17 protein-coding genes (1 of these 17 cut by a window edge) are annotated in these 21066 nt (G+C 73.0%); 4 read left to right on the top strand and 13 right to left on the bottom strand.

Annotated elements, in window-relative coordinates; translation table 11 throughout:
- Positions 1 to 12: 12 nt before the first annotated feature.
- Positions 13 to 168 (bottom strand): hypothetical protein, encoded by a 156-nt coding sequence (locus ACERZO_RS18905; RefSeq protein WP_372665996.1) that lies wholly within the window; start codon positions 166 to 168, stop codon positions 13 to 15.
- Positions 169 to 258: 90 nt separating this feature from the next.
- Between ACERZO_RS18905 and ACERZO_RS18900 the strand changes: the two genes are divergently transcribed.
- Positions 259 to 1437, top strand: a complete 1179-nt coding sequence (locus tag ACERZO_RS18900; RefSeq protein WP_372665995.1) for a tetratricopeptide repeat protein — start codon at positions 259 to 261, stop codon at positions 1435 to 1437.
- 34 nt (positions 1438 to 1471) lie between these two features.
- On the opposite strand, the gene ACERZO_RS18895 is transcribed toward ACERZO_RS18900, so the two are convergent.
- Positions 1472 to 3607 (bottom strand): DUF6351 family protein, encoded by a 2136-nt coding sequence (locus ACERZO_RS18895; RefSeq protein ID WP_372665994.1) that lies wholly within the window; start codon positions 3605 to 3607, stop codon positions 1472 to 1474.
- A gap of 146 nt (positions 3608 to 3753) precedes the next feature.
- Here ACERZO_RS18895 and ACERZO_RS18890 point away from each other — a divergent pair, with 146 nt between their 5' ends.
- On the top strand, positions 3754 to 4941 hold the full coding sequence (locus ACERZO_RS18890) for a cytochrome P450 (RefSeq protein ID WP_372665993.1): 1188 nt from the start codon (positions 3754 to 3756) through the stop codon (positions 4939 to 4941).
- Here the strand turns inward: ACERZO_RS18890 and ACERZO_RS18885 are convergent, their stop codons facing one another.
- From ACERZO_RS18885 to asnB, 9 genes are all read right to left on the bottom strand, one after another.
- Entirely contained in the window at positions 4942 to 5214 is a 273-nt protein-coding gene (locus ACERZO_RS18885) for a helix-turn-helix domain-containing protein (protein ID WP_372665992.1), read from the bottom strand. It lies immediately after the preceding gene.
- Positions 5175 to 5708 (bottom strand): hypothetical protein, encoded by a 534-nt coding sequence (locus ACERZO_RS18880; protein ID WP_372665991.1) that lies wholly within the window; start codon positions 5706 to 5708, stop codon positions 5175 to 5177. The genes ACERZO_RS18885 and ACERZO_RS18880 overlap by 40 nt, the downstream gene beginning before the upstream one ends.
- A complete protein-coding gene (locus ACERZO_RS18875) occupies positions 5705 to 5911 on the bottom strand; it encodes a hypothetical protein (RefSeq protein WP_372665990.1) in 207 nt (68 codons plus the stop codon). Before ACERZO_RS18875 ends, ACERZO_RS18880 begins: the two co-directional genes overlap by 4 nt.
- Positions 5912 to 6071: 160 nt before the next feature.
- The gene (locus tag ACERZO_RS18870) at positions 6072 to 7079 is read right to left on the bottom strand and encodes a hypothetical protein (RefSeq protein ID WP_372665989.1); all 1008 of its coding nucleotides are present in this window, start codon (positions 7077 to 7079) and stop codon (positions 6072 to 6074) included.
- Positions 7080 to 7084: 5 nt separating this feature from the next.
- Complete coding sequence (locus ACERZO_RS18865) at positions 7085 to 8392, bottom strand: hypothetical protein (RefSeq protein WP_372665988.1); 1308 nt, start codon at positions 8390 to 8392, stop codon at positions 7085 to 7087.
- Positions 8393 to 8409: 17 nt separating this feature from the next.
- Positions 8410 to 8955 (bottom strand): hypothetical protein, encoded by a 546-nt coding sequence (locus ACERZO_RS18860; protein ID WP_372665987.1) that lies wholly within the window; start codon positions 8953 to 8955, stop codon positions 8410 to 8412.
- A gap of 17 nt (positions 8956 to 8972) precedes the next feature.
- Positions 8973 to 10235, bottom strand: coding sequence for a hypothetical protein (locus ACERZO_RS18855; protein WP_372665986.1), 1263 nt, complete (start codon positions 10233 to 10235; stop codon positions 8973 to 8975).
- A complete protein-coding gene (locus ACERZO_RS18850) occupies positions 10228 to 12459 on the bottom strand; it encodes a hypothetical protein (RefSeq protein ID WP_372665985.1) in 2232 nt (743 codons plus the stop codon). The genes ACERZO_RS18855 and ACERZO_RS18850 overlap by 8 nt, the downstream gene beginning before the upstream one ends.
- Positions 12460 to 12636: 177 nt before the next feature.
- A complete protein-coding gene (asnB, locus tag ACERZO_RS18845) occupies positions 12637 to 14472 on the bottom strand; it encodes an asparagine synthase (glutamine-hydrolyzing) (protein ID WP_372665984.1) in 1836 nt (611 codons plus the stop codon).
- 113 nt (positions 14473 to 14585) lie between these two features.
- On the opposite strand from asnB, the gene ACERZO_RS18840 reads away from it, so the two are divergent.
- Complete coding sequence (locus tag ACERZO_RS18840) at positions 14586 to 15512, top strand: diiron oxygenase (RefSeq protein WP_372665983.1); 927 nt, start codon at positions 14586 to 14588, stop codon at positions 15510 to 15512.
- Entirely contained in the window at positions 15509 to 15931 is a 423-nt protein-coding gene (locus ACERZO_RS18835) for a hypothetical protein (protein ID WP_372665982.1), read from the top strand. The genes ACERZO_RS18840 and ACERZO_RS18835 overlap by 4 nt, the downstream gene beginning before the upstream one ends.
- Here the strand turns inward: ACERZO_RS18835 and ACERZO_RS18830 are convergent.
- Entirely contained in the window at positions 15911 to 17167 is a 1257-nt protein-coding gene (locus ACERZO_RS18830; RefSeq protein WP_372665980.1) for an activator-dependent family glycosyltransferase, read from the bottom strand. The two genes, ACERZO_RS18835 and ACERZO_RS18830, sit on opposite strands and share 21 nt — an antisense overlap.
- Positions 17079 to 21066: the 3' end of an SDR family NAD(P)-dependent oxidoreductase gene (locus ACERZO_RS18825; protein WP_444843224.1), read on the bottom strand. The gene runs 8285 nt beyond the window's last position; 3988 of the gene's 12273 nt are visible here — the last part of the coding sequence; the start codon falls outside the window, past its right edge; it ends in the stop codon at positions 17079 to 17081. Before ACERZO_RS18825 ends, ACERZO_RS18830 begins: the two co-directional genes overlap by 89 nt.

Here is a 21066-nt window from a genome sequence, read left to right as displayed (position 1 = left end):
GTCCCGCTCCTGTCAGCTCGCCGCGGCGAGCGCGGTCAGCACGTCCTTCGCGACGCCCGTCTCGGCGATGCGCGGGAAGATCTTCGCAAGGGTGTGCTCGTGCGCGGCGGCGCCCCCATCGGTGTCGGCTCGACGCCGCTGCTGGTCACCTCGGGGAAGCTCGCGCACCGCACCGCCGAACGGGTCGGGCGAGGGCCGTTCGCTTTACCGCGCCGGAGTTCCTGAGCATCATGGAACGACCGGGACGGGGGTAGCGGGATGAGCGGGTGGCAGGGGGACGAGCCGCCGGGGCACGCGGACGTCGTCCGCGGCATGGAACTGGTGGAACAGGATCGCCGGGCGGAAGCCGCGGCGCTGTTCGAACGGGCGGCCCGGCAGGGAAATCCCGACGGGGCGCACAACCTCGGTGTGCTGATGCTGGACGCCGACCGGACCGCCGACGCGCGGCACTGGTTCCGCCAAGCGGCCGAGTCCGGGAACGGCGCCTCCGCGATGGTCCTCGCCTCGCTGCTCCAGCAGGCCGGCGATCCGGAGCACGAGTACTGGCTGCGCAAGGCAGTGGAGGCCGGCGAAGGCGTCGAGTTCCGGCAGGCCGTCCCGGCGCGGGAGACCGCCCAGGCCCGGGCGCTGAACGCCTGGGAGCGCGCGGTCCGGCTGGTCGAGGAGGGCCATCCCGCCAAAGCCGAGGCGCCCCTGCGGGAAGCGGCCGAACTCGGGCACCTCGCCGCCATGACCAACCTCGGGGTCATCCTGCACCGCTCGGGACGCGACACCGAAGCCGAGACGTGGTGGCGGCGAGCGGCCGAGGACGGCGCCGTCGACGCCGCGTACAACCTGGGTCTCTTCCACCTCAAGGGAAACCGCAACGCCGAGGCGCAGCGATGGCTCCGGACGGCGGCCGGCGGCGGGCACATCGAAGCGATGAACGACCTCGGCGTCGCCGTCGGCAACGCCGGCGCCTGGGACGAGGCCGAATCGTGGTGGCGGCGGGCGGCGCAGGCAGGCAGCAGCGGCGCCGCGGCGAACCTCGGCACCCGGCTCGCCGCCCGCGGTCACGCGGCCGAGAGCGAGCGCTGGCTGCGAGCCGCGGTCGACGGCGGCCAGCTGGTCGCGGCGAACACGCTGGCGATGCGGTACCACGAGACCGGCCGCAAAGCCGAGGCCGAGTCGCTGTGGCGCCGCTCGGCCGAGGCCGGCCACGCCGAGGCCGCGTACAACCTGGGCTTGACGCTGGCCTTGGCCGGCCGGGTCGCCGAGGCCGAGCGGTGGCTGACCCGGGCGGCCCGGGGCAACCTCCCCGTCGCCATGATCGATCTCGCCGCGCTGCTCGCCGGGATGGGCCGCGATCCCGAAGCGGCCGGGTGGCGAAGGCGGGCGAAGCAGCTCGATCCCCACGTCACCGGTCAGCTGACGGTCACGCGCAACGACCTGAGGTGAGGGACGGAGCCCGTCACGGCCACGGGCGGCGTCGTCACCGCAGCTTCGTCGGCGGGGTGGTGCCGGTCCGTTCGTCGCCGTAGCTCAGCCAGGTGCCGAGCGGAGCGTGCCGGCCGACACCCGGGCGGCTGTAGTCGCACACGCCGCCGGGGAACGTCGCGCTCAGGCGCTTGCGGTCCGCCGCGGTGAACGTGACCGGGTAGTCGCGGAAGTCCAGCGGCTTCAGCCGGCACTTCAGCACGTCCAGGGACAGGTCCTCCCCCGCCACCATCCGCGTGTTGGCCGCCACCGGGTACTGCGCGCCGCACTGGCCGCTCGCCGGGTACGTCAGCTTCTCGGTGATCCGCGACGCGGCGGACAGGTAGCAGCCGTCGCCGAGGTCGGCCGGCCGGTTCGCCAGCACCTTCTGCGGCCGGCTCCGGTGCGAGCCGTCGGCGTCGATCGCGCTCAGCCAGCGGTCCATCGCGTCGAGCTCGTAGGCGCTGGCCGCAGCCGCTTCGGCCGCGGTGGGGTGGTTTTCGATGATGACCTGGTTGGCCGCCGTGCCGTTGGCGCGCAGAAGCCGTTGCCGCATCACGTAAGACCACTCGGTGGTGTGGATGTCGTTGCCGAACCCGGCGAGGTCGAGATCGGTCCGCTGGTCGATGATCGGCGTTTCCCGCAAGCCCTGCGCCCCGGAGTTCACGATGTCCTCGGCGTACACCGTCTGAAGCGCCTTCGGATCGGCCGCGATCCGTTGCGGCACCGGTGCTCCGGTGTGGTCGAGGCCGCCGATGGTGGCGTTGAGGTCGACGAACTGCGCCGCGGTGATCGTCCCGGCCTTCAGCGCAGCCAAGCCGTACTGCACCCCCGTCGTGTCCAGCGGGCTGCGGACGAACCCGGTCCTCGGGTCCCGCCCGAGCTGGTTGACCAGCTGCTCGTTCGAGTTGCACTTCACCCCGCGCGGGTTGGTGACCAGATCCCACCGCGCCGCGACCGGGATGGCCGCGTTGCAGCTGCCGGTCGCGGTGGCGCGGCTGGCGAACGTCTTGTCCCAGGACACGCAGGTGTCGTAGCTGGCGAAGCCCGCGACAGCCTGCTTCTGCGCCGCGGTGAACGACGCGCCCGGCCCGGCGAAGTACCGCTCCAGCAGGCGGCAGTCCGACACCGGGCCGCCCGTGCTCAGCGGGTCCGGGAACGAGACGCCGGGGATGATGCCGTCGACGATGCCGGGGTAGTTCTCCGCGATGTCGTACTGCTGGATCGCGCCGCCCGAGCCACCCCAGCCGATGGTGTGGGCGACCGGGCCGTAGGTCTCGACGAAGTGCTCCTTGACCATCATCGCCGCCTCGGCCGAGATGATCGGGCTGCAGTTGGTGTCGAGCACGTTCAGGCTCGACGACGCGACCGCGAAGCCCCGGGCCAGGAACAGGTCGTTGACGACGCCACCGGTCGAGGTGCCCTGGTGGTAGCCCGCGTTGCAGCCGCCGCCGAAGGTGTAGACCAGCTTCCCGTTCCAGCCGGCGTCCGGCGCGACGGGCGACGGCGTGCCGTCGTAGAGCGCCGCCAGCTCGTAGACGGCGCGGTCGATCGTGCCGCGCTCGACGCGGACGACGTAGGGCACGGCGTGCCCGTTGACCGTGGCCGTCGCGAGGTCCGCCGGCCGGGTCGCCGGGTCCGCCAGCGGCGCGAACGCCCCGGCGGTGGTCCGGTACTGGTAGCTCACCTGGGTCGGCGCGCTGCAGAAGGGCTGGGAGGCCGGCGGCAGGCCGAACGCCTGGGTCTCGCAGTAGAACGGGTGCTGCTGCGCACCGGAGAAGACGGGCCCGGTGATCGGGTGGTTGGTGACGCGCAGGTTCGCCCGCTGGTCCGGGCCGTGGCCGCTCGTCCTGGCGCTCAAGTCGTTGACGCCGTCGCGCAGGCCGGTCACCAGGCCCAGCAGGCTGCCGTCCGGCTGGGGGCGGAAGCTCGAGGTGACGTCGTGGCCGTTGGCGCTGACCCGCGTCTTCCCCGGGGCGACGACCCTGACCAGGACCTGTCCCCCGCTGACGAGCGCGGGCCGCGGGTTCGACACGGTCTCGATCGTCAGCCGCCGCCCTGCTTGGGTGTCCGGCGCGGCCACGGCGGTCGCGGTCCCCAGCAGGAGAACCGGCACGGTCAGGGCGGCCACGACGAAGGCACGGTTTGCCACGGACACTCCGCTCGCTCGTGGCATCGCGTCGTCGCGACACCGGGCAGCTGCCGGTATAGCACCTGCGGCCCGGCAAGAACAACGTTCAATCCGGGGGCCACCGTTGGGCGGTACGCGACGACGCGTGCGTGCCCCACGATGGGGCGATGGAGGTCCGGCCCGTTCCCTACCCCTTCGGGGACGCCGAAGCACTGCAGGTCCACCCGCGGTTCGCCGAGCTGCGGAAGGCGCGCGGGCCCGTGCGGGTCACGATGCCCTATGGCGGCGACGCCTGGCTGGTGACGCGGTACGAGCAGACGCGGTTCGTGCTGTCCGACCCGCGGTTCTCGCGCGCCGCCGCGGCCGGGGCTGATGTGCCGCGCGGGCGGCCCGGCCTCGAACCTCCCGGCAACCTGCTGGCCATGGATCCCCCTCAGCACAACCGGATCCGGGCCCTCGTGGCGAAAGCGTTCACCGTCCGCCGGGTGGAGCTGCTGCAGCCGCGGGTCCGGGAAATCGTCGACGCGCTCCTCGACGGCGTCAGCCCACCCGTCGACTTCGCCTCGGCGGTGGCGTGGGAGCTGCCCGTGCTGGTCATCGGCGAACTGCTCGGCGTGCCGCCGGACCAGCGCCGGATGGTGCGCGAGTGCACCGAAACGCTGGTCGCCTCGGGCGGGACCGTCACCCCCGCGGACGTCACCCAGGCCCGCGGCGAGCTGGCGGCCGCGCTGAACACGCTGATCGCGCGGCGCCGGGCCGAGCCCGCCGACGACCTGCTGACCGCGCTCGTCGCCGCCCGCGACGAAGGAGACCGCCTGACCGACAACGAACTGCTCATGCTCGGCGTGGCGCTGCTGGCCGGCGGCCACGAGACCACGGCGAACCTGGCCGGCAGCTTCCTGGTGGAGCTGCTGTCCGACCGCGACCGGTGGACGGCGCTCGTCGCCCGGCCCGAGCTGATCCCGTCGGCGGTCGAGGAGCTGCTGCGGTTCGTGCCGCTGGTGACCGTCGCGGATCTCGCGCGGATCGCGAAGGAGGACCTCGAAATCGGCGGTCAGGCCATCCGGGCCGGCGACGCGGTGCTGGTCCAGCTCGACTCGGCCAACCGCGACGAATCGGTGTTCGCCTCGGCCGGCGACCTGGACTTCGGCCGCGCGGTCAACCACCACCTCGCGTTCGGCTTCGGCGTGCACCACTGCCTCGGCGCGCCCCTGGCGAGGCTGGAACTGCGCGTCCTGCTCTCGGCGCTGGTCGACCGCCTGCCCGGCCTGCGCCTCGCAATCCCTGCGGACGACCTCGAGTGGCGCCGCGGCGGCTTGATGCGCGGGGTCGCGAGCCTGCCCGTCACCTGGTAGTCACCCGTGGCAGGCCGCCATCGGCGGTCCGGCCGGCACCCGGACCGGCTCGACGCGCACCTTCCAGCCGACGAACACCACCGCCGCCCCCACCCTGGACGCGACCCCGAGCTTCCGGATGATCCGGCTGACGTGCGCCCGCACCGTGCGCTCGCTGATCGCCAGCCGGCTCGCGATTTCCCGATCGGTCTTGTCTTCCGCGACGATCGCGAGCACTTCGAGCTCGCGGTCGCTCAGCACGCCGAACGGACCACCCAACACTCCGATTTCCACGACCTCTCCCCCTCCCACCGGCGGACGCCCCCCACGGTCCCAGATCCCGTCGACAATCCGTCGACAGTGGGCCGGAGCGTCAGCCGGGCGGGCGGCGAGGTCGGCCAGCGGGTGTTGACCAGCCGGCGACGGCGTTGCGGGGTGTCGCCGCCGGGCACGACCTCCCGGAACGGCTTCCCGCCGGGGATCGGCGACAGCGCCTCGCGGGACATCTGATCGGGGATCAGATCGAAGTCCTTCAGGTCGAGGATCCGGCCGTAGTACGGCGCCACGACGGTTTTTTGTTCCCGCAGCAGCAGTTCGTGATTTCCCCGCCGGACCCGTACCGGATCACCGGAGGCGATGTCCTGCCAGGCGGCGGCCGGTGCGCCGGAGGTGGCCGCGAGCTCCGGCGCGCCGGCCTGGACGAAGGCCTCGTGCTGCCAGGCCAGGTCCTCGAAGATCGCCCGCTGGGTCGCCAGCAGCACCACCTGCAGCCCGTGGGCGTAGTTCACGATGAGACCGGCGCCCGGATCCCGGCCGATTCCCCACTTGGCCGTGTCCAGCCGGCCGGGTCGATGCCGGCCGCGGCCAGCGCCAGCCGCCGCCAGTCGGCCACCGGCCGCCGCGGTGCCGCCGGAGGTGCCGGGGGTGCCGGGGCCTGCAGCGCGGGACGCACGACCTCCGTGCGGATGGCCGCCCACTCCCGGCCCAGCACGCGCTCGCTGGACCGGAGGGCGCGTCCCCCGCCTCGAGCGCCGTGCGCACCAGGAGCGGCAGGCGCGCGACGGCGTCGGCCCAGTCTTCCGGCTCGTTCTCCACCGGAAAGCGCCGCTCCACATCGGACAGTCCGGGGAGGTCCGCCGCGAACGGGCTGATCAGCGCGAAAGATCGGTCAGCCACAGCCAGCCCGTCCTTCCCACGTGCTGCCGCCCGCCGGTCACCGTGACCTTCGCCCAGAACCACGACCGGGACAGCACGAGCGACCTCGGCCGGACGTCGATCCGCTGCACCGGCGTGCCTTTCGGCAGGGTGGCGATCGTGACCCGCGTGGCCGGGTCGTCCCACAGCTGCGCGCTTTTCGCCGTCACAGTGCGGCTTTCGGCGATCGGCACCGGTTCCGGGCGGGCGCCGGCGGACGTCGTGCTGTCGTTCCACAACCGGGCCGCGGCCAGGAAGACCGGCGAAGGCACGCCCCGGGACACGACCTCGAACTTCAGCAGCTCCAGCGGCTTGGCGGCCGGCCAGCGCCAGCCCCACCGCACGGAGCCGTAGTAGGTGCCCTTCTGGGGCCCCGCCGTGGCGATCGCCGCCGTCTCGAACTGCTGGCTCCACACCGCGGTGTGCGCCGCCTCCGCCGACACGCCGACGTCGCCGGAGGTCAGGTTCGCCTCGTCCTGCATCGACGCCGCGGCCGGCTGCCACCGGCCGTCGGCGTCCTTGCGGCGGCTCCCGGGAGCCGCCGGGGCGAACCAGGGTGCCGGGCTCCGCGGGAGCTGGTCGATGTGCGCGCCGTCGCCGGGGATCATCCGGCTTTCGGCCGTCTTCCGCTCCTGCGCGTTCCCGTCGTACTTGTTGTACGGCGCGCCGTTCTTGACCGACCGCGCCAGCTGGACGAACTCGATCCGCTCGGCGTCGACGACCTTGTCGGGCGCGAAGGACAGGGTGAAGCCCGCCCCGACCCCGACGACCAGGTCGCTGCCGTCCGGTGTGACTTCCTGGCGGACGTACCGGTCCACGGTGAACGAGCCGGCCCACGTCTTCACGGTGGCGACCGGCGGCGGCGTCCGCGGGGCCGGGCCTTCCCCTTCGAGCGCCGGTTCGGGTACGGGCACGTGCGTCCACTCCCACTCCCACCGGGGTTCGGGGAGCGTCCAGCCGCGCACCGCCCTCACTCCTTCCGGCCGTTGACCGAGGGCACGAGGGTCGCGCCGTTCGGCGACGGCACCTTCGCGCCGGACGGCGGTGCCGCGGGCACGGGCACCCGCAACGGCTGCGTGCCGGTGACGACGGGCCGCGGGTAGGCGGGCGATTCCTTGACCCGCTCGCCGGTGGCCGACTGCCAGTTGTTGATCACCGAGCGGGCGTCGCCGACGAGGTTGTTCTTGCCGGTGAATAGGCTCGCCGCGGTTTCCTCGGTGTCGAACAGCCCGAGCTCGATGCCGCGCAGCAGCGTCGACATCGGTTCGGCGAGGTCGAACAGCTCCCGCGACCGCAGCGCCGGCGTGATCCCCACCTTCTGGCCGAGCGCGCCCAGCCGGTCGGCCGCGTTGCTCGCCTGCGCCTGCAGATCGACGATCACCGACGTGTCGGTGTCGACGGTCAGGTGGAACCAGTTCAGCATCGTCACGTAGGCGAACTCCTCCCGGGCGAGCGCGCCGCCGCGGCGGCGGTTGCCGAGCAGGTCCTTGATCGCGGTGGACAGCAGGGCGATGTAGCCCGGGTCCGTCGGGTTCGGGCCGCTGTTGTTCGCCGTGTTCTCCAGGCCGATCCAGACCTGGCGCAGGAATTCGCCCCACTTCTGCCGGAAGTCGAGGTTCACCGGGCCGGTCAGCGCCTTCCAGTCGGCCAGCGGACCCGGCCCGGCCCACACCGGCGGCACCGGGTGCGCGAGGTCCAGGCCGAACATGCGCCAGTACGCGTTGCGCCGGTTGGTCCGGTCGAACGGGCGGACGTCGCTGAGCACGCTGGCCACCGAGAACGTCGGGATGTCCCGGAAGAACAGCTGCTCGGTCGCGCGCAGCCAGGCGATGCTGTCCGGCGACAGCACGCCCATCGTCTCGCCGACCAGCAGCCGCCGCACGACCTCGGCGAAGATCTCGACGATGCCCGTGCTCTCGAGGACGTAGGCGTAGGCCAGGTGGTGCCACAGCAGCGGCGGGCAGAACAGCTGGTTCGGCCGCCCGCTCCACTCGAACGGCCCGCCGGTGTTGACCCCGGACGGGGCCAGGAACGCGTTGAGCCCGTCGGTCGAGGTGAACGTGTCGTCGCCCGGCTGGGTCGGCAGGTCGAGCGCGTCGAGGACCTTGTCGTCGAAGAACGTGGTGAAGAAGACGAGGTCCGCCTGCCCGGTCGGGTCCGGGATCTGCGGCGTCCGGCGGGCCGAACCCCACACCTCGTCCAGCAGGTACGCGAGCTGCCAGGGGTGCAGGCGGAACACCCGCTGCGTACCGAGGATCTTGGCCAAAGGAAAGAACATGACGCTGTCTCCGTTGTCTAAGTGATGATTCCGCCGGGCACCGGTTCGCGGCACGGGCCGATCGCGACCGGCTCGCCGCCGACCGAGGTGAACGTGACGATCGAGTCGATCCGCTGGTCGTCGGTGATGGCGTTCGGACCCTGGTCGACGGTCACAGGCCGGCCTTCCACCAGGCCCTCCAGCAGCCGCGTGACGTTGTCGGCTGCCCGCACCTTCGCCACGGTCGCGGTGCCGAGGCGCTTGAAGGTGAGCGTGCCGTGGTCTCGCTCGACGTCCACGGTCGTCAGCTGGAAGACGCTCGGCGCGCGCCGGCCCAGCGCGAAGCCGAGGAAGTTGTAGGCGAACCGGACCCGGTCCTGCTCCACGTCGTCGTCGGCCGTCGCGGCCGTCACCTGCTCGCCGGCGGCGCCGTCCTGCCGCTGGGCCAGTTCGCCGATCGACTTGGTGAGGGCGACCAGCTGGGTCAGCATCGCGTCGCGGTCTCCGGTCGGCTCGACCTCCGCCGCGGCCGGTTTCCCGCGGCCGGCGACGGCGCGGGACTCGGTGGTCTTCGGGTTCGTCATGGTGGTCCTCGTTCCGGTCATGCTGCACGGTGGGGGGCGAGCGGCGCGGCGTCCGCGCCGACGGCGGTGACCCAGGCCAGCAGGGCCGCCTGGTGGTCAGCCGCGGCTTCGGGGGCGAGCACCGCGCGCGTGGACAAGAGGGCGAGGATCCGCAACGGCTCCCGCCGTCTCAGGTACGCCGAGGTGAGCAGCGACGGACCGGCCTGCCGGGCCAGCGATTCCAGCGCCGCCGGCGACACCCGGCACGGGTCGAGCACGGCCGAGAGCGGTTCCCCGCCGAACGCCGCCATCGGCCGGCGGGTGCAGACGTCGACGATGTCCCCCAGCACCGGGAGGCTCGCCCGGGCCAGCGCCCCCGGGTCCCCGGCGGCGCGGTCGACCGGGTGCCGGTGGTGCCACGCCGCGGCGAGGTCGTCCCAGGGGCCGGCCCCGAACCAGCGGCGGCACAGCTCGACGTTGAACATCACCCGCAGGAACGGGAAGGGGTGCGGATCGCCGAACCGGTCCCGGTACACCGCCGAAGTCGGGCCGTCGACGACGTTGGCCAGCGCGGCGACCGGCGCCCACCCCGCCTGGGCGAAGGCGTGGACGTCGCCGGCGATCTCCCCGGCCCAGTCCCGCCACGCCTGCGCCAGCTCGGCCGACCGCGGCGCGAGCCGGGCCGCCAGCGCGTCCGCGAGCTCGGTGGTCCAGCCGGTCAGGTGGGCGACCTGGTGCCCGGTCTCGTGCAGCAGCGCCGTCGGGTAGGCGAGGTTGTGCCGGGTCAGCTTGATCGCCGCGGCCGGCGAGGGGTGGCTGTGGTCCCACAGCCGGATGCCGGCCCGCAGGATCGACGCGCCCAGCCCGTGGTCCAGGTACACCAGGGCGGGTGGTGGCTCGAGGCCGAGCCGGGTCAGGACCGCGGCCATGCTGTCGCCCGCGAGCGTGTCGTACCCGCGCAGCACCGCCCGCAACGCCGGGTTGGTCCGGCTGTTCACCGCGTGGCCGTAGAAGTCGAGGATCGTTTCCACCTGGAGGTACCGGGTGCGCAGCTTCAGCACCGCCTGCCGCACCGCGCCGGGGTCGCCGCCGTGGCCGAGCATGCGGCGCGCCGCCTTGCCTTCGGCCACGAGCACGGCGACCAGCTCGGACAGCCGGCCGCGGACCCGGCGCTGCAGGTAGTCCTCCAGCGCCTGCCACGCCTCGGGCGCGGCCACCGTGTCGAGGTCGGCGAGCGCCTCGACCGCGAGCTGCCAGTGGGCCAGCTCCGCCGCCGTCTGCCGGTCGACCGCCTCAGTCACGGTGGCGCCCCGGCCGGATCGCGACGGCCGGGTCGCTCGCCGGGGTGCCCGCGGCGAGGGCCGCGCGGTCGGCGAACCCGAACGTGAACGTCAAGGTGGCCCCCGGCGCCGGATCCTGGGCGGCCTTGGCGAGGGTGGCCGCGGTGGCGGGGAGCTGGTCCGACACCGCGCGCAGGACGCCGTCGACGAGCCGCTGGGCGAGCCGGGCCGCGGCCCCCGCCTCCACGGTGATGCCGTGCTTGGCCGTCAGCCGGGTCAGCTTGCGTTCGATCGCCTTCAGCGCGGCCGGGCCGAGCAGCCGGCGGACGATCGTGACCACCTGGACGAAGTGCCGCCGCTGCAGGTGCGCGGCGAGCTCGTGGGTGTCCCGTTCGCCGAGCACGAGGTTCACCCGCAGCACCGGTTGCGGCGCGGTGAGGTCGAACAGCACGCCGAGGAAGTGCTTGCGGTGCACCGGACGCCCGCGGTGGCGGAAGCGGAAGTAGCGGCTGCCCGGCCGGCGGTGCCCGCCCGGCCGGCCGTGGTGGCCGACGTGGGCCAGGCGCGGGTTGCCGGCCAGCACGGTGGCCGCCGTTTCGGTGAGTTCCTCGAACTCCTCGGCCGCCGCGACCGGCCCGTCGGTGGATTCGAACGCGGAAACGTGCCCGAGCCCGCCGCCGGGCAGGAGCTCGTACAGCTCCACTTCGCCTTCGACGGGCCAGGTTTCGGTTCCGTCGTCGAGCAGCCGGCGTTCCAGCGACTCGCCCCCGGACAGCAGCACCGCGCGGGCCATCGGCCGGGTGAGCCGCACCGGGATGACGCGGCTGTACTTCTTGTAGCGGAAGCAAGGCCGGGTGGCGCGCGGCATCATCAGCCACACCCCGTGCTCGCCGTCGACGCCCGGTTCGACCAGTTCGGGGCGTAGCACGGCCGCGGGGAGGTGGCGGGCGGCCGCCTCGGCGAACGCGTCCTGGATCTCGGTTTCCAGCAGCAGCTCCTGCTCCAGGGACTCCGGCGGCAGCGTCAGCACCTTCCGCACGGTGTCTTCGGCGGCCGCGGCGAGCGCCTCACCGCCCAGCGTCGCGTCGCCGCCACCGGCCTCCAGGCCGAGCAGGCCCAGCCCGGCGCTCGCGATGTGCCGGGACAGCAGGTTCGCCGCGTCCTGGCCGACCATGCTCGCGATGAGCTGCGAGAGCGGCTTGGCGATCCCGTCGACGATCCGGTCGCGGCCGATCAACCGGACCCCCATCCGGATCAACGGCATCGCCGCCATCACGACGGGGATGAACTGCTCGAGCTGCGCGACGGGCGGGACGCCGGGGTCGGCCTCGGTCAGCTCGCGGGCCAGCCGGGCGCGGGCCGAGTCCAGTTCGTGCGCCGCCGAAGGGGCGTAGGTGTCCTCGTCCGCCGGTCGCAGCTCGGCCGGCAGGTGCGCGGCCGCGGTGTCGTCGGGCGCGGTCACCAGCTCGGCGAGGCCGCGGTCGAACGTCTCCGCGAGCTCCTCCTCGTGGCTGCCGGTCTCGCCGCGGAGCTTGGCGGCGAGCTGGGTGGCGATCGGGCGCAACGACTCGGGCAGCTTGCCGATCGCGGTGTCGAGCACTTTGCTCAGCAACGGTTTGACGAGCAGGCGCAGCTTGCCGAACAACGGGCCCAGCGCGAGGTTCCCGACGACGGACAGGCCCTTCTTCGCGAGCTTCACCGCGCCCTTCGCGAGTTTCTTCGCCTTGTCCAGCAATTTGCCGAAGAACAGCTGCTGCACGTCCGCCGGGTCGGTGAACCCGTCGATCCCGGTGGCCGCCTCGATCTCACCCTCCTGCAACGTGTCCGGCGAGCGGTCGCCGAAGTACGCCTCCAGCGCGCCCAGCATCCGGTCGGCCTCGCCGGCCAGGTGCTCCAGCCACTGCGTGGTGTCGGCGGTGGCGAGCGCCGGTGCCTCCGAGTCGTGCGACCAGGTGCCGACCGACTTGAGGTGCCGGGCGGCGGCCTCGTCGGCCAGCGCCTCCAGCGCCTCGGTGAAACCGGGGTCTTCGAGCTCGGCGAGCAGGGCGTCGGTCGCCTCGGCAGCGCGGTCGCCATCGCCGGCGGCGACCGCGGCCTCCGCGAACGGCGAGTGCAGCACCTGACCGGGCGGCGGCGGCGTGACCGGCTCGGCCACGTTCGACAGGTTCACCGGCGCGAACGGCGAAGTCGCGCCCATCTCGGTGGTGACTTCTTCGCCGTACGGGTCGAGCACGGGCACGCTCATCGGGAACCTCCACAGCTGACCGCCCCAGCCCACCGGGCCGGCGCGACGAGTTCGCCATCGCCGGGAGGCCGGCGAGCCGGCACGAGCCTCCGCGTGCGTCCGGTCCGGACGGACGATGTGAATTCAGCGTGGCACGGTCGCGAAGGTGGTCACCAGTGGCTTTTCCGCCACCCGGGATCAGGAGAGCTTGAGACCGGGCTTGGCGATGTCCAGCCACACGGCGACGTCGAGGATCCGCTCGAAGGTGTAGCGGGCCGCGGGGTCCACGTCGGCGGGGTTCCGGCCGGCCGCTTCGGCGACCTTCTCCGGGTCGCACATGAACAACGCGTCGGTGTTCGGGTCGGCGAGGACGTCCCGGACCTGCTGTTGCAGTGCGGCCACGTACTGCAGATCCTGCGTCGAGGGGTAACCGCTCTTGCGGCGGGCCGCCACCGAGTCCGGGAGCACGTCCCGGGCCGCCGCGCGGAGCAGGCTCTTCTCGTGGCCGTCGAACGTGTGCATCGACCACGGGACGTTGTACAGGTACTGCACCAGGCGGTGGTCGCAGAACGGGACCCGGGTTTCCACGCCCGCGCGCATCGCCATCCGGTCCAGGCGGTCCTCCAGGGTGCGCATGAAGCGGGTCAGGCCCAGGTAGGCGATCTCGCGCTGCTTGCGCCGGCGGGCGTCCTCGCCGTCCAGGTGCGGGACTTCGGTGAGCGCGTCGTGGTAGCTGTCCTTGGTGAACCCCGCGAGGTCGATCAGGTCGATGAACTCCCGGGTCATGTACGACGAGGTGTCCAGCTGGGGCCAGGCGACGAACCAGGGGAAGTTGTCGCCCGTGTAGACCGATTCGGCGTGGTGCCAGAGGTGGCCCATGAAGATCTCGTCGCCGGCCTCGCCGCTCAGCGCCACCGTGACGTGTTCCTTGAGGGCCTTGAACAGCAGGAAGATCGAGCTGTTCATGTCGCCCATGCCGTAGGGCGCGTCCCAGGCGGCGACGACCTCCCGCCGCACCTCCGGGTCGGAGAGGGCGCGGTGGTCCAGGACGAGCTGGTGGTGCTCGGTCCCGACGTGCTTCACAACGTCGGCGATGTAGGGGCCGTCGGCACTCCCGCGGATGCTGTCGGCCTTGAAGTTCTCGGTCTGGTCGGGGAAGTCGACGGAGAACGTGCGGACGACCTCGCCGCGGGGACGCAGGCTGCGGTCGGCCAGGCCGGTGAGCACGCTCGAGTCCAGGCCGCCGGACAGCAGCACGCCCCGGGGCACGTCGGCCACCAGTTCGTGCGCGACGTTGTCCTCGATCATCGCCCGCACCGTCCGGATCGTGCTTTCGCGGTCCTCGGTGTGCGGCTCGGCGGCCAGGCGCCAGTACGTGTGCTCGCGCAGGCCGGACCGGTCGACGGTGACGACCGTGCCCGGGCGGGCGATCTTCACGCCGGACCAGACGCCTTCGTCGGTCGTCGGGAAACCCAGCAGCAGCCGGCGGATGCCGTCGGTGTCGACGACCGCCTCCGCCAGCGGGTGCGCCAGGATCGCCTTCGGCTCGGAGCCGAACAGGACGCCGTCCGGGGTCGGGAAGTAGTGCAACGGCTTGGTGCCCAGGCGGTCGCGGATGAGGACCAGGCGTTCGGTCCGGCCGTCCCACAGCCCGATCGCGCACATGCCGACCATCTTCTCGGCGACCGCCTCGCCCCACTCCAGGTACCCGCGCAGCACCACTTCGGTGTCGCTCGCGGTGCGGAACCGGTGGCCACGCCGGCGGAGTTCGTCGCGCAGTTCGACGAAGTTGTACGTCTCCCCGCTGTAGGTGAGCACGACCTCGCCGTCCGGGGTGTCGACCGACATCGGCTGGGTGCCGCCGGGCAGGTCGATGATCGACAGCCGGCGGTGGCCGAAGGCGGCGTGCGTCCCGGTCCAGATCCCCCACTCGTCCGGGCCGCGCTGGCGCATGCTGTGCGTCATGGCCTCGATGGCAGGCCGTTCCTTCGTCAGGTCACGGTCGAACGACACCCAGCCGGCAACCCCGCACATGTTCGCTCCCTCCGTTGCAGCGCAGCGTATCCGCCGCTGGTGGGCAGCGACAACGAACATAGGGGTTGGGTGCCGGGTGCGTGCGTGGTGTTCTGGGACAGGAGGTGGATCCGTTGACAGCAAGCGATTACCGCTCGAGGTTCACCGAGTGGGACCGCCGGTCCTGGGTGCGCTCCAAGCCCCACCGCGACTCCCCGTTCACCGCGGGCGGGCACTACTTCTCGGCGGATCTGTGCCCGCTGTCGGCGTGCCCCGAGGTGCGCGCGGCGCCGGACGGCGTCCGCGAGGCGATCCTCGTCCACAGCCTCTACCTGCACCTCGAGTTCACGGTCCGGCTGGAAATGGGGCCGGTCAACGAGATCTGCGCGCTGCTGCGGTCGCCGGGCTTCCTGCCGTGGCTGCCCGCCGGGATGAAGGACGACGTGCTGCGGATCTACACCGACGAAGCCGGCCACGCGGAGATGTCCAACACGCTCAAGTCGGCGGTGCAGGCGGAGACCGGGGTGGTCCCGATCGACCACCGGCCGCGGTTCCTCACCGAGCTCGCCGCGCTGTACTCGGCCGAGCTGCCGGCGTACCGGCCGTTGGTGAAGCTGTTCTTCGCGATCGTCTCGGAGACCCTGATCACCGGCACCCTGACCAGGCTGCCGAAGGACCCGTCCGTGCAGCCGGCCGTGCGCGAGCTCGCGCAGGACCACGCCGCGGACGAGGGCCGGCACCACGCGTTCTTCCGCCAGCTGTTCGAGCAGCTGTGGCCGAGGATGCCACTGCCGTTGCGCCGCAAGATCGGCGCGCTGCTGCCCCGGGTGATCTTCGCGTTCCTCTGGCCGGACGAACCCGCGCTGACCAGCGTGCTGCGGAGCATGCCCGACACGTTCGGTGACCCGGAGGGGATCGTGGCCGAGATGTCCACGTCGGCACGGACTCGCGACGGCGTGCTGCGCAACGCGACGCCGACGTTGCGCATGCTCCGGGACAATGGGGTGTTCGAGGATCCCTCGGTGGCGAAGGCTTTTCTCGACGCGGGCCTGCTCGGATGATCCGCGACTACTTGCTGGCGCTGCTGGCCGTGCCACTGGCGACCGAGCCCGCCCGCTTCCCACCCCGCGCACAGTGCGGTGACATCCTGGCGCGGTGGCTGGCTCGCGCGCAGGAGCTGGACGGTGGCCTGGACTTCGAGGTGTCCCCGCATCCGGCGGGCCTGTCGCTGCGGATGCGGCACCCGGTGGCAGCCACGGTGACGTTGGCCTTGGTCACCGAGCCGGACGTCGTCCCGGAGGTCGACGGCGACCTGCTGGTCGTGCTGGCTTGCTGTCCGGAGTGGACGATCGAGTGCGACGGCGACGTCCTGCTGGTGGAGCCGAGGTGGGCGGCGGCCCTGCTGCTCGACGACGCCACGCCCCTGTTCTGGGGCGTGTCCGCCGCCGAGGAGCAACCGTCAGTCCTGGACGCTCGCTAGCCGCTCCAGCTCGGCCACCACCTGCGCGGGTGCCGGGGTTTCCGCCACCTGCGCCCGCACCTTCTCCGCCGACACAGCGAACGACGGCTCCTCCAACACCCGCACCAACTGCGCCCGCAACTGCTCCGCAGTCACCTGCGAGTGCTCCAGCACCAACCCCGCTCCCTGCTCCGCCAGCAGATCCGCCAACCCCGCCTTGTCCCACATGTTGCCCGGGATCACCAGCTGCGGCACGCCGTGCACGACGGCGTTCCCGGTCGTGCCCGCGCCGCCGTGGTGGAGGACCGCCGCGCACGTCGGGAGCAGCGCGTCCAGCGGGACGAAGTCGAACAACCGCACGTTGTCCGGGACCGCCGAGGCCGCCGCAGCCTGGCCGGCGGTCAACGTCGCCACCACCTCGATGTCCAGGCCGGCCACCGCGTCGAACAGGTCGCCGGCCGAGAAGCGGTCCGCGCCCCACAGGTCGCGCCGGGACATGCCGAGGGTGACGCAGACCCGGGGCCGCGACGGCGGCTCGGACAGCCACGACGGCACCACCGACGGGCCGTTGTACGGCACGTGGCGGACCGGGAGGTAGTCCACGCCGGTCGGGAACCGGGTCCACGGCGGCAGCGGGTCGAGCGTGCGCTGCCCGAGTACCAGGTCCTCGTCGAACGTGCAACCGTACCGGTCCAGCTTGCCCGACAGCCACTCCGCCATCGGATCCGCTCCCCCAGCGCCGCCCAGTTCGGTGAACAGGCCGCGCATGCGGGCCCAGTGGTCGAGCCCGAACAGCATCCGGACGTGCGCCGCGCCGCTGGCCCGCGCGGCGATCGGACCCAGGTAGGTGAGCGCGTCCCAGACGACCAGGTCCGGCTGCCAGGACCGGGCGAACCCGACGACGTCGTCGAGCACCGCGTCCTGGGCGAGCCGCTCCAGCCCGAACGAGCACCACGTCGTGAACACGCCGCGGACGTAGTCCAGGGTCAGCCGCTCGGGCCGCATCTCGGTGACGTCGAACTCCGACCCGAACACGGTCTTGTTCGCGGGCCGTTGCTGGGCCTTGCGGCTCAACCCGGCCAGGTCCAGCTCCGGGCCGACCGCGACCGCCGGCAGTCCGGTGTGGACGATGGCGTCGGTGAGGTCCGGCTGGGCGGCGATCCGGACCTCATGACCGGCCGCGCGCAGCGCCCACGCCATCGGCACCAGGTTGTACAGGTGCGCGTTCGCCGCCAGCGTCGTGAACAGAACCTTCATCGAACTCTCCCAACCATTCCTCGATCGCGTGGGCGGTGTCGCCGGCGTGCTCCTGCACCATCGTGAAGTGATCACCGGGCACGTCGAGCACCGTGGGCCAGGCCGGCCGCAGACCGGCCGATCCTTCTGGCCGGACGAAGAGCACCGGCGCCGTGGTCTCCGGTGGCGGGTAGCCGCCGAACAGCCGGAGGTACTGGCCCATCGCCGACAGCCGGGTGCCGGTGAACGGCCCGAACGACGATTCTCTTTCCAGCATCCCCTGCAGCACGCGCTCGAAGAGCCCGTCGACCTCTCCGACGTGCGTGTCGAGCAGGACGACCCCCGCGGGCCGGACGCCCTGCTGCGCCAACGCACTCGCGGTGGCCAGCGCGAGTATCCCGCCCCAGGAGTAGCCGAGCAGCACCTGGCTGCGTGGATCCCCTTGGCTCACCGCGGATTCCGCGAGCGCGCCGGCCAGGGCGTCCACTGTGGCCGGTAGCGGATCACCGTCGGTGAAGCCCGGCACCGGCACCGCTCGCACCTCGCGCACGTCACGCCAGTGCGCGGCCAGGCGGGCGTACTGCTGGACGCCGCCCATCACCATCGGCGACGGGAAGCAGAGCAGGCCGGTCGGGTTCGGCCCGGCTGCCAGTGGCACCTGTCGCGGGGGCCGCGCCGGCGAGGTGAAGGTGGGCCGCAAGCCTCCGGCCGCCTTGAGCAGCGCCAGGCCTTCCGGGACGCGGCCGTCCGCGACGGCCCGGCGGAACAGGTCGCCGAGCAGGTCCGTCGGCGCGGGTGCTTCGGTGCCGAGTTCGGCCAGCAGGTGCCGGGCGAGCCCGGCCGGGGTGTGGTGGTCGAACACCGCGCTGGCGGGCAGCCGCAGGCCGGTCGCCGCGTTGAGGCTGTTGCGCAGCTCCATGGCGGTCAGCGAGTCGAACCCGACCTCCAGGAACGCCTGCTCCGGCGCCACGGCCTCGGGCCCGGCGTGGCCGAGCACGACGGCCGCGTGGCCTCGCACCAGATCCACCAGGGTCCGCTCTCGTTCGCCCGCGGGCATCGCGGCCAGCCGGCGGGTGAGACCGTCCACATCGGACCGGACGACCGGACGCGGGACCCGCGCCCGCCGCTCCAGCTTCACGGGGACCACCATCGGCAGCCCGGTCTCCAGTGCGGCGTCGAACAGTGCCAGACCTTCCGCGGTGGACAGGCCCTTGAGCCCGGACCGGGACAGCCGCGCGGTGTCCGCGGTCGCGGTCATCCCGCTTTCGTCCGCCCAGAGCCCCCAAGCCAGAGACACTGCGGGCAGTCCCCGCGCCTGCCGGTGCGCCGCGAGCGCGTCGAGAGACGTGTTCGCGGCCGCGTAGCTGCCTTGGCCGGCGGACCCGAGGACGCCCGCGCTGGAAGAGAACAGCACGAACGCGGCCAGGTCCAGGTCGCCGGTGAGCTCGTGCAGGTGCCGGGCCGCATCGGCTTTCGGCCGGGCGACGCGGTCCAGCCGGCTCGGCGTCAGCGACTCGATGACGCCGTCGTCGAGCACCCCGGCCGCGTGCACGACCGCCGTCAGCGGGCGCTCGGCGGGGATCCGCGCGAGCAGCTGTTCGACGTCGGCGCGGTCGCCGACGTCGCAGACGACCACCTCGGCGTCCACGTCGACCGGCTCGTGGTCCTCGCGGCGCGCGGTCAGCAGCAGGTGCCGCACGCCGTGTTCGGCCACCAGGTGCTCGGCGATCCGGCGGCCGAGGGTGCCGGTGCCGCCGGTGACCAGCACCGTGCCCTTCGGGTCCAGCGGCGGCGGCACGGTCAGCACGACCTTGCCCACGTGCCGGGCCTGCGCCAGGAACCGGAACGCCTCCCGCGCCTGGCGGACGTCCCACAGCTTGGTGGGCGACGGACGCAGCTGCCCCGCCTCGAACATCGCCAGCACGTCGGCCAGCAGCCGGCCGATCCGCTCCGGCCCGGCTTCGGCCAGGTCGAACGCCCGGTAGGCGACGCCGGCGGGTTCGCGGATGTCGGTCTTGCCCATCTCGAGGAACCGGCCACCCGGCCGCAACAGCCGGAGCGACGCGTCCACGAACTCGTTCGCCAGCGAGTTGAGCACGACGTCGACCTGGGGGAACCGGGTTTCGAAGCCGAGGTCGCGGGACGAGGCGATGTGGTCGTCCGGCAGGCCCAGCGCCCGCAGTGCGTCCCACTTGGCCGGGCCGGCCGTCGCATACACCTCCGCCCCCAGCTGCTGGGCGATCTGCACGGCGGCCATGCCGACCCCGCCCGCGGCGGCGTGCACCAGCACGGACTGTCCGGTTCGGACATCGGCCAGGTCGGTGAGCGCGTAGCAGGCGGTCAGGAACGCGACCGGGATCGCGGCGGCGTCGGGGTAGGACCAGCCGCGCGGGATCCGGGCCAGCATCCGGTGGTCGGTGACCGCCACCGGACCGAACGCACCGGAGAACAGCCCCAGCACGGCGTCGCCCGGCGCTAGGCCGCCGACGTCCGGGCCGATCTCGACGACCACGCCCGCGGCCTCGGCGCCGATCGCCCGGTCGCCCTCGGGCACCAGGCCCAGCGCGACCATGACGTCCCGGAAGTTCACCCCGGCCGCCCGGACCGCGACCCGCACCTCCCCGGCGGCGAGGGGCCGGTCGGCCTCGGGCGCCTCACCCAGCGACAGGTCCCGCAGGGCGCCGCCGCCGCTGTGCAGCCGCCAGGAACCGGTAGGTGGCCGCAGCTCGTCGACGAGCCGTTCCAGCCGGGGCGCCAGGAGTTCGCCGCCGCGGACCGCCAGCTGCGTCTCGCCGGCGCCGAAGGCCGCGGCGACGGCGCTTTCCGGCAGCTCGCCGTCCAGGTCCAGCAGGCCGAACCGGTCCGGGTGCTCGGACTGCGCGGACCTGACGAGCCCCCAGACTCCGGCCCTGGCCAGGTCGGTGACGTCGTCGCCCGGCCGGGCCGCCACCGCCGCCCGGGTGACGAACACCAGGCGGCCGCCGGTGTCCCGGGTGAGCCAGTCCTGCACCAGGCCGAGCGCCTCCGCGGTGCCCGTGAAGTCCTCGGTGAACACGACCTCGGCCGCCGGTCCGGCCGCACGCACCGGTGTCCAGTCGAGCCGGTACAGCGAGTCCGGCCGGACACCCGTCGCCGGCCGGAACGACAGCGACTCCACCGACGCCACCGGCGAACCCGTGGCGTCGGCCAGCTCGATCGAGAACGCATCGGTGCCCACCGGGACCAGTCGCACCCGGAGCTTCGACGCCCCGGTCGCGTGCAACGACACCCCGGCCCACTCGAACGGCAGCAGCACGCCCCGGCCGGCGACGCCCAGAACGTGCAGTGCGGCGTCCAAGGCCGCCGGGTGCAGGCCGTAGCGGCCGGCGTCACGGATCTCGGCGGGCAGCGAGACCTCGGCGAACAGCTCGTCGCCGCGCTGCCAGGCCGCGCTCAGGCCACGGAACGCGTCGCCGTACGCCAGGCCGGCCGCGGCCAGCCGCTCGTAGAGCCCGGCCAGGTCCAGTGCGACCGCGCCGGCGGGCGGCCACTGGGTCAGCTCGAAGGACCGCGCCGGCTCGGACGTCACCAGGCCGGTGGCGTGCCGGGTCCAGGTGCCGGTGTCCGACCGTCGCGAGTGGACGGTCACCGGGCGGGCGCCGGAAAGATCCGGCGCGCTCACCGCGATCTGCACCCGCACGCTTTCCCCGGCGGGCAAGGCGAGCGGGGTGGTCAGGGTCAGCTGGTCGAGCGTGCCGCAGCCGACCTGGTCGCCCGCGTGCCGGACCAGCTCGACGAACCCCGTGCCGGGGAACAGGACCGTGCCGGCCACGACGTGGTCGGCGAGCCAGGGCTGGGTTCCCGGGGACAGCAGCCCGGTGCACACCACGCTGTCGGACTCCGCCGGCGTGACGGTCGCGCCGAGCAACGGGTGGTCCGCG

Origin of the sequence: Amycolatopsis kentuckyensis (assembly GCF_041679295.1) — a bacterium.
In the GTDB taxonomy this organism is placed as follows: Bacteria; Actinomycetota; Actinomycetes; order Mycobacteriales; family Pseudonocardiaceae; genus Amycolatopsis; species Amycolatopsis kentuckyensis_A.
Note: the sequence above shows the minus strand (reverse complement) of the source record. Positions and strands in the feature narration are given on the sequence as shown.

Excerpts from the sequence above, each read along its gene's own strand:
- ACERZO_RS18850 (WP_372665985.1), bottom strand. The coding sequence starts at position 12,459 with ATGAGCGTGCCCGTGCTCGACCCGTACGGCGAAGAAGTCACCACCGAG.
- asnB (WP_372665984.1), bottom strand. The coding sequence starts at position 14,472 with ATGTGCGGGGTTGCCGGCTGGGTGTCGTTCGACCGTGACCTGACGAAG.
- ACERZO_RS18830 (WP_372665980.1), bottom strand. The coding sequence starts at position 17,167 with ATGAAGGTTCTGTTCACGACGCTGGCGGCGAACGCGCACCTGTACAAC.
- ACERZO_RS18835 (WP_372665982.1), top strand. The coding sequence starts at position 15,509 with ATGATCCGCGACTACTTGCTGGCGCTGCTGGCCGTGCCACTGGCGACC.
- ACERZO_RS18865 (WP_372665988.1), bottom strand. The coding sequence starts at position 8,392 with ATGTTCTTTCCTTTGGCCAAGATCCTCGGTACGCAGCGGGTGTTCCGC.
- ACERZO_RS18890 (WP_372665993.1), top strand. The coding sequence starts at position 3,754 with ATGGAGGTCCGGCCCGTTCCCTACCCCTTCGGGGACGCCGAAGCACTG.
- ACERZO_RS18860 (WP_372665987.1), bottom strand. The coding sequence starts at position 8,955 with ATGACGAACCCGAAGACCACCGAGTCCCGCGCCGTCGCCGGCCGCGGG.
- ACERZO_RS18900 (WP_372665995.1), top strand. The coding sequence starts at position 259 with ATGAGCGGGTGGCAGGGGGACGAGCCGCCGGGGCACGCGGACGTCGTC.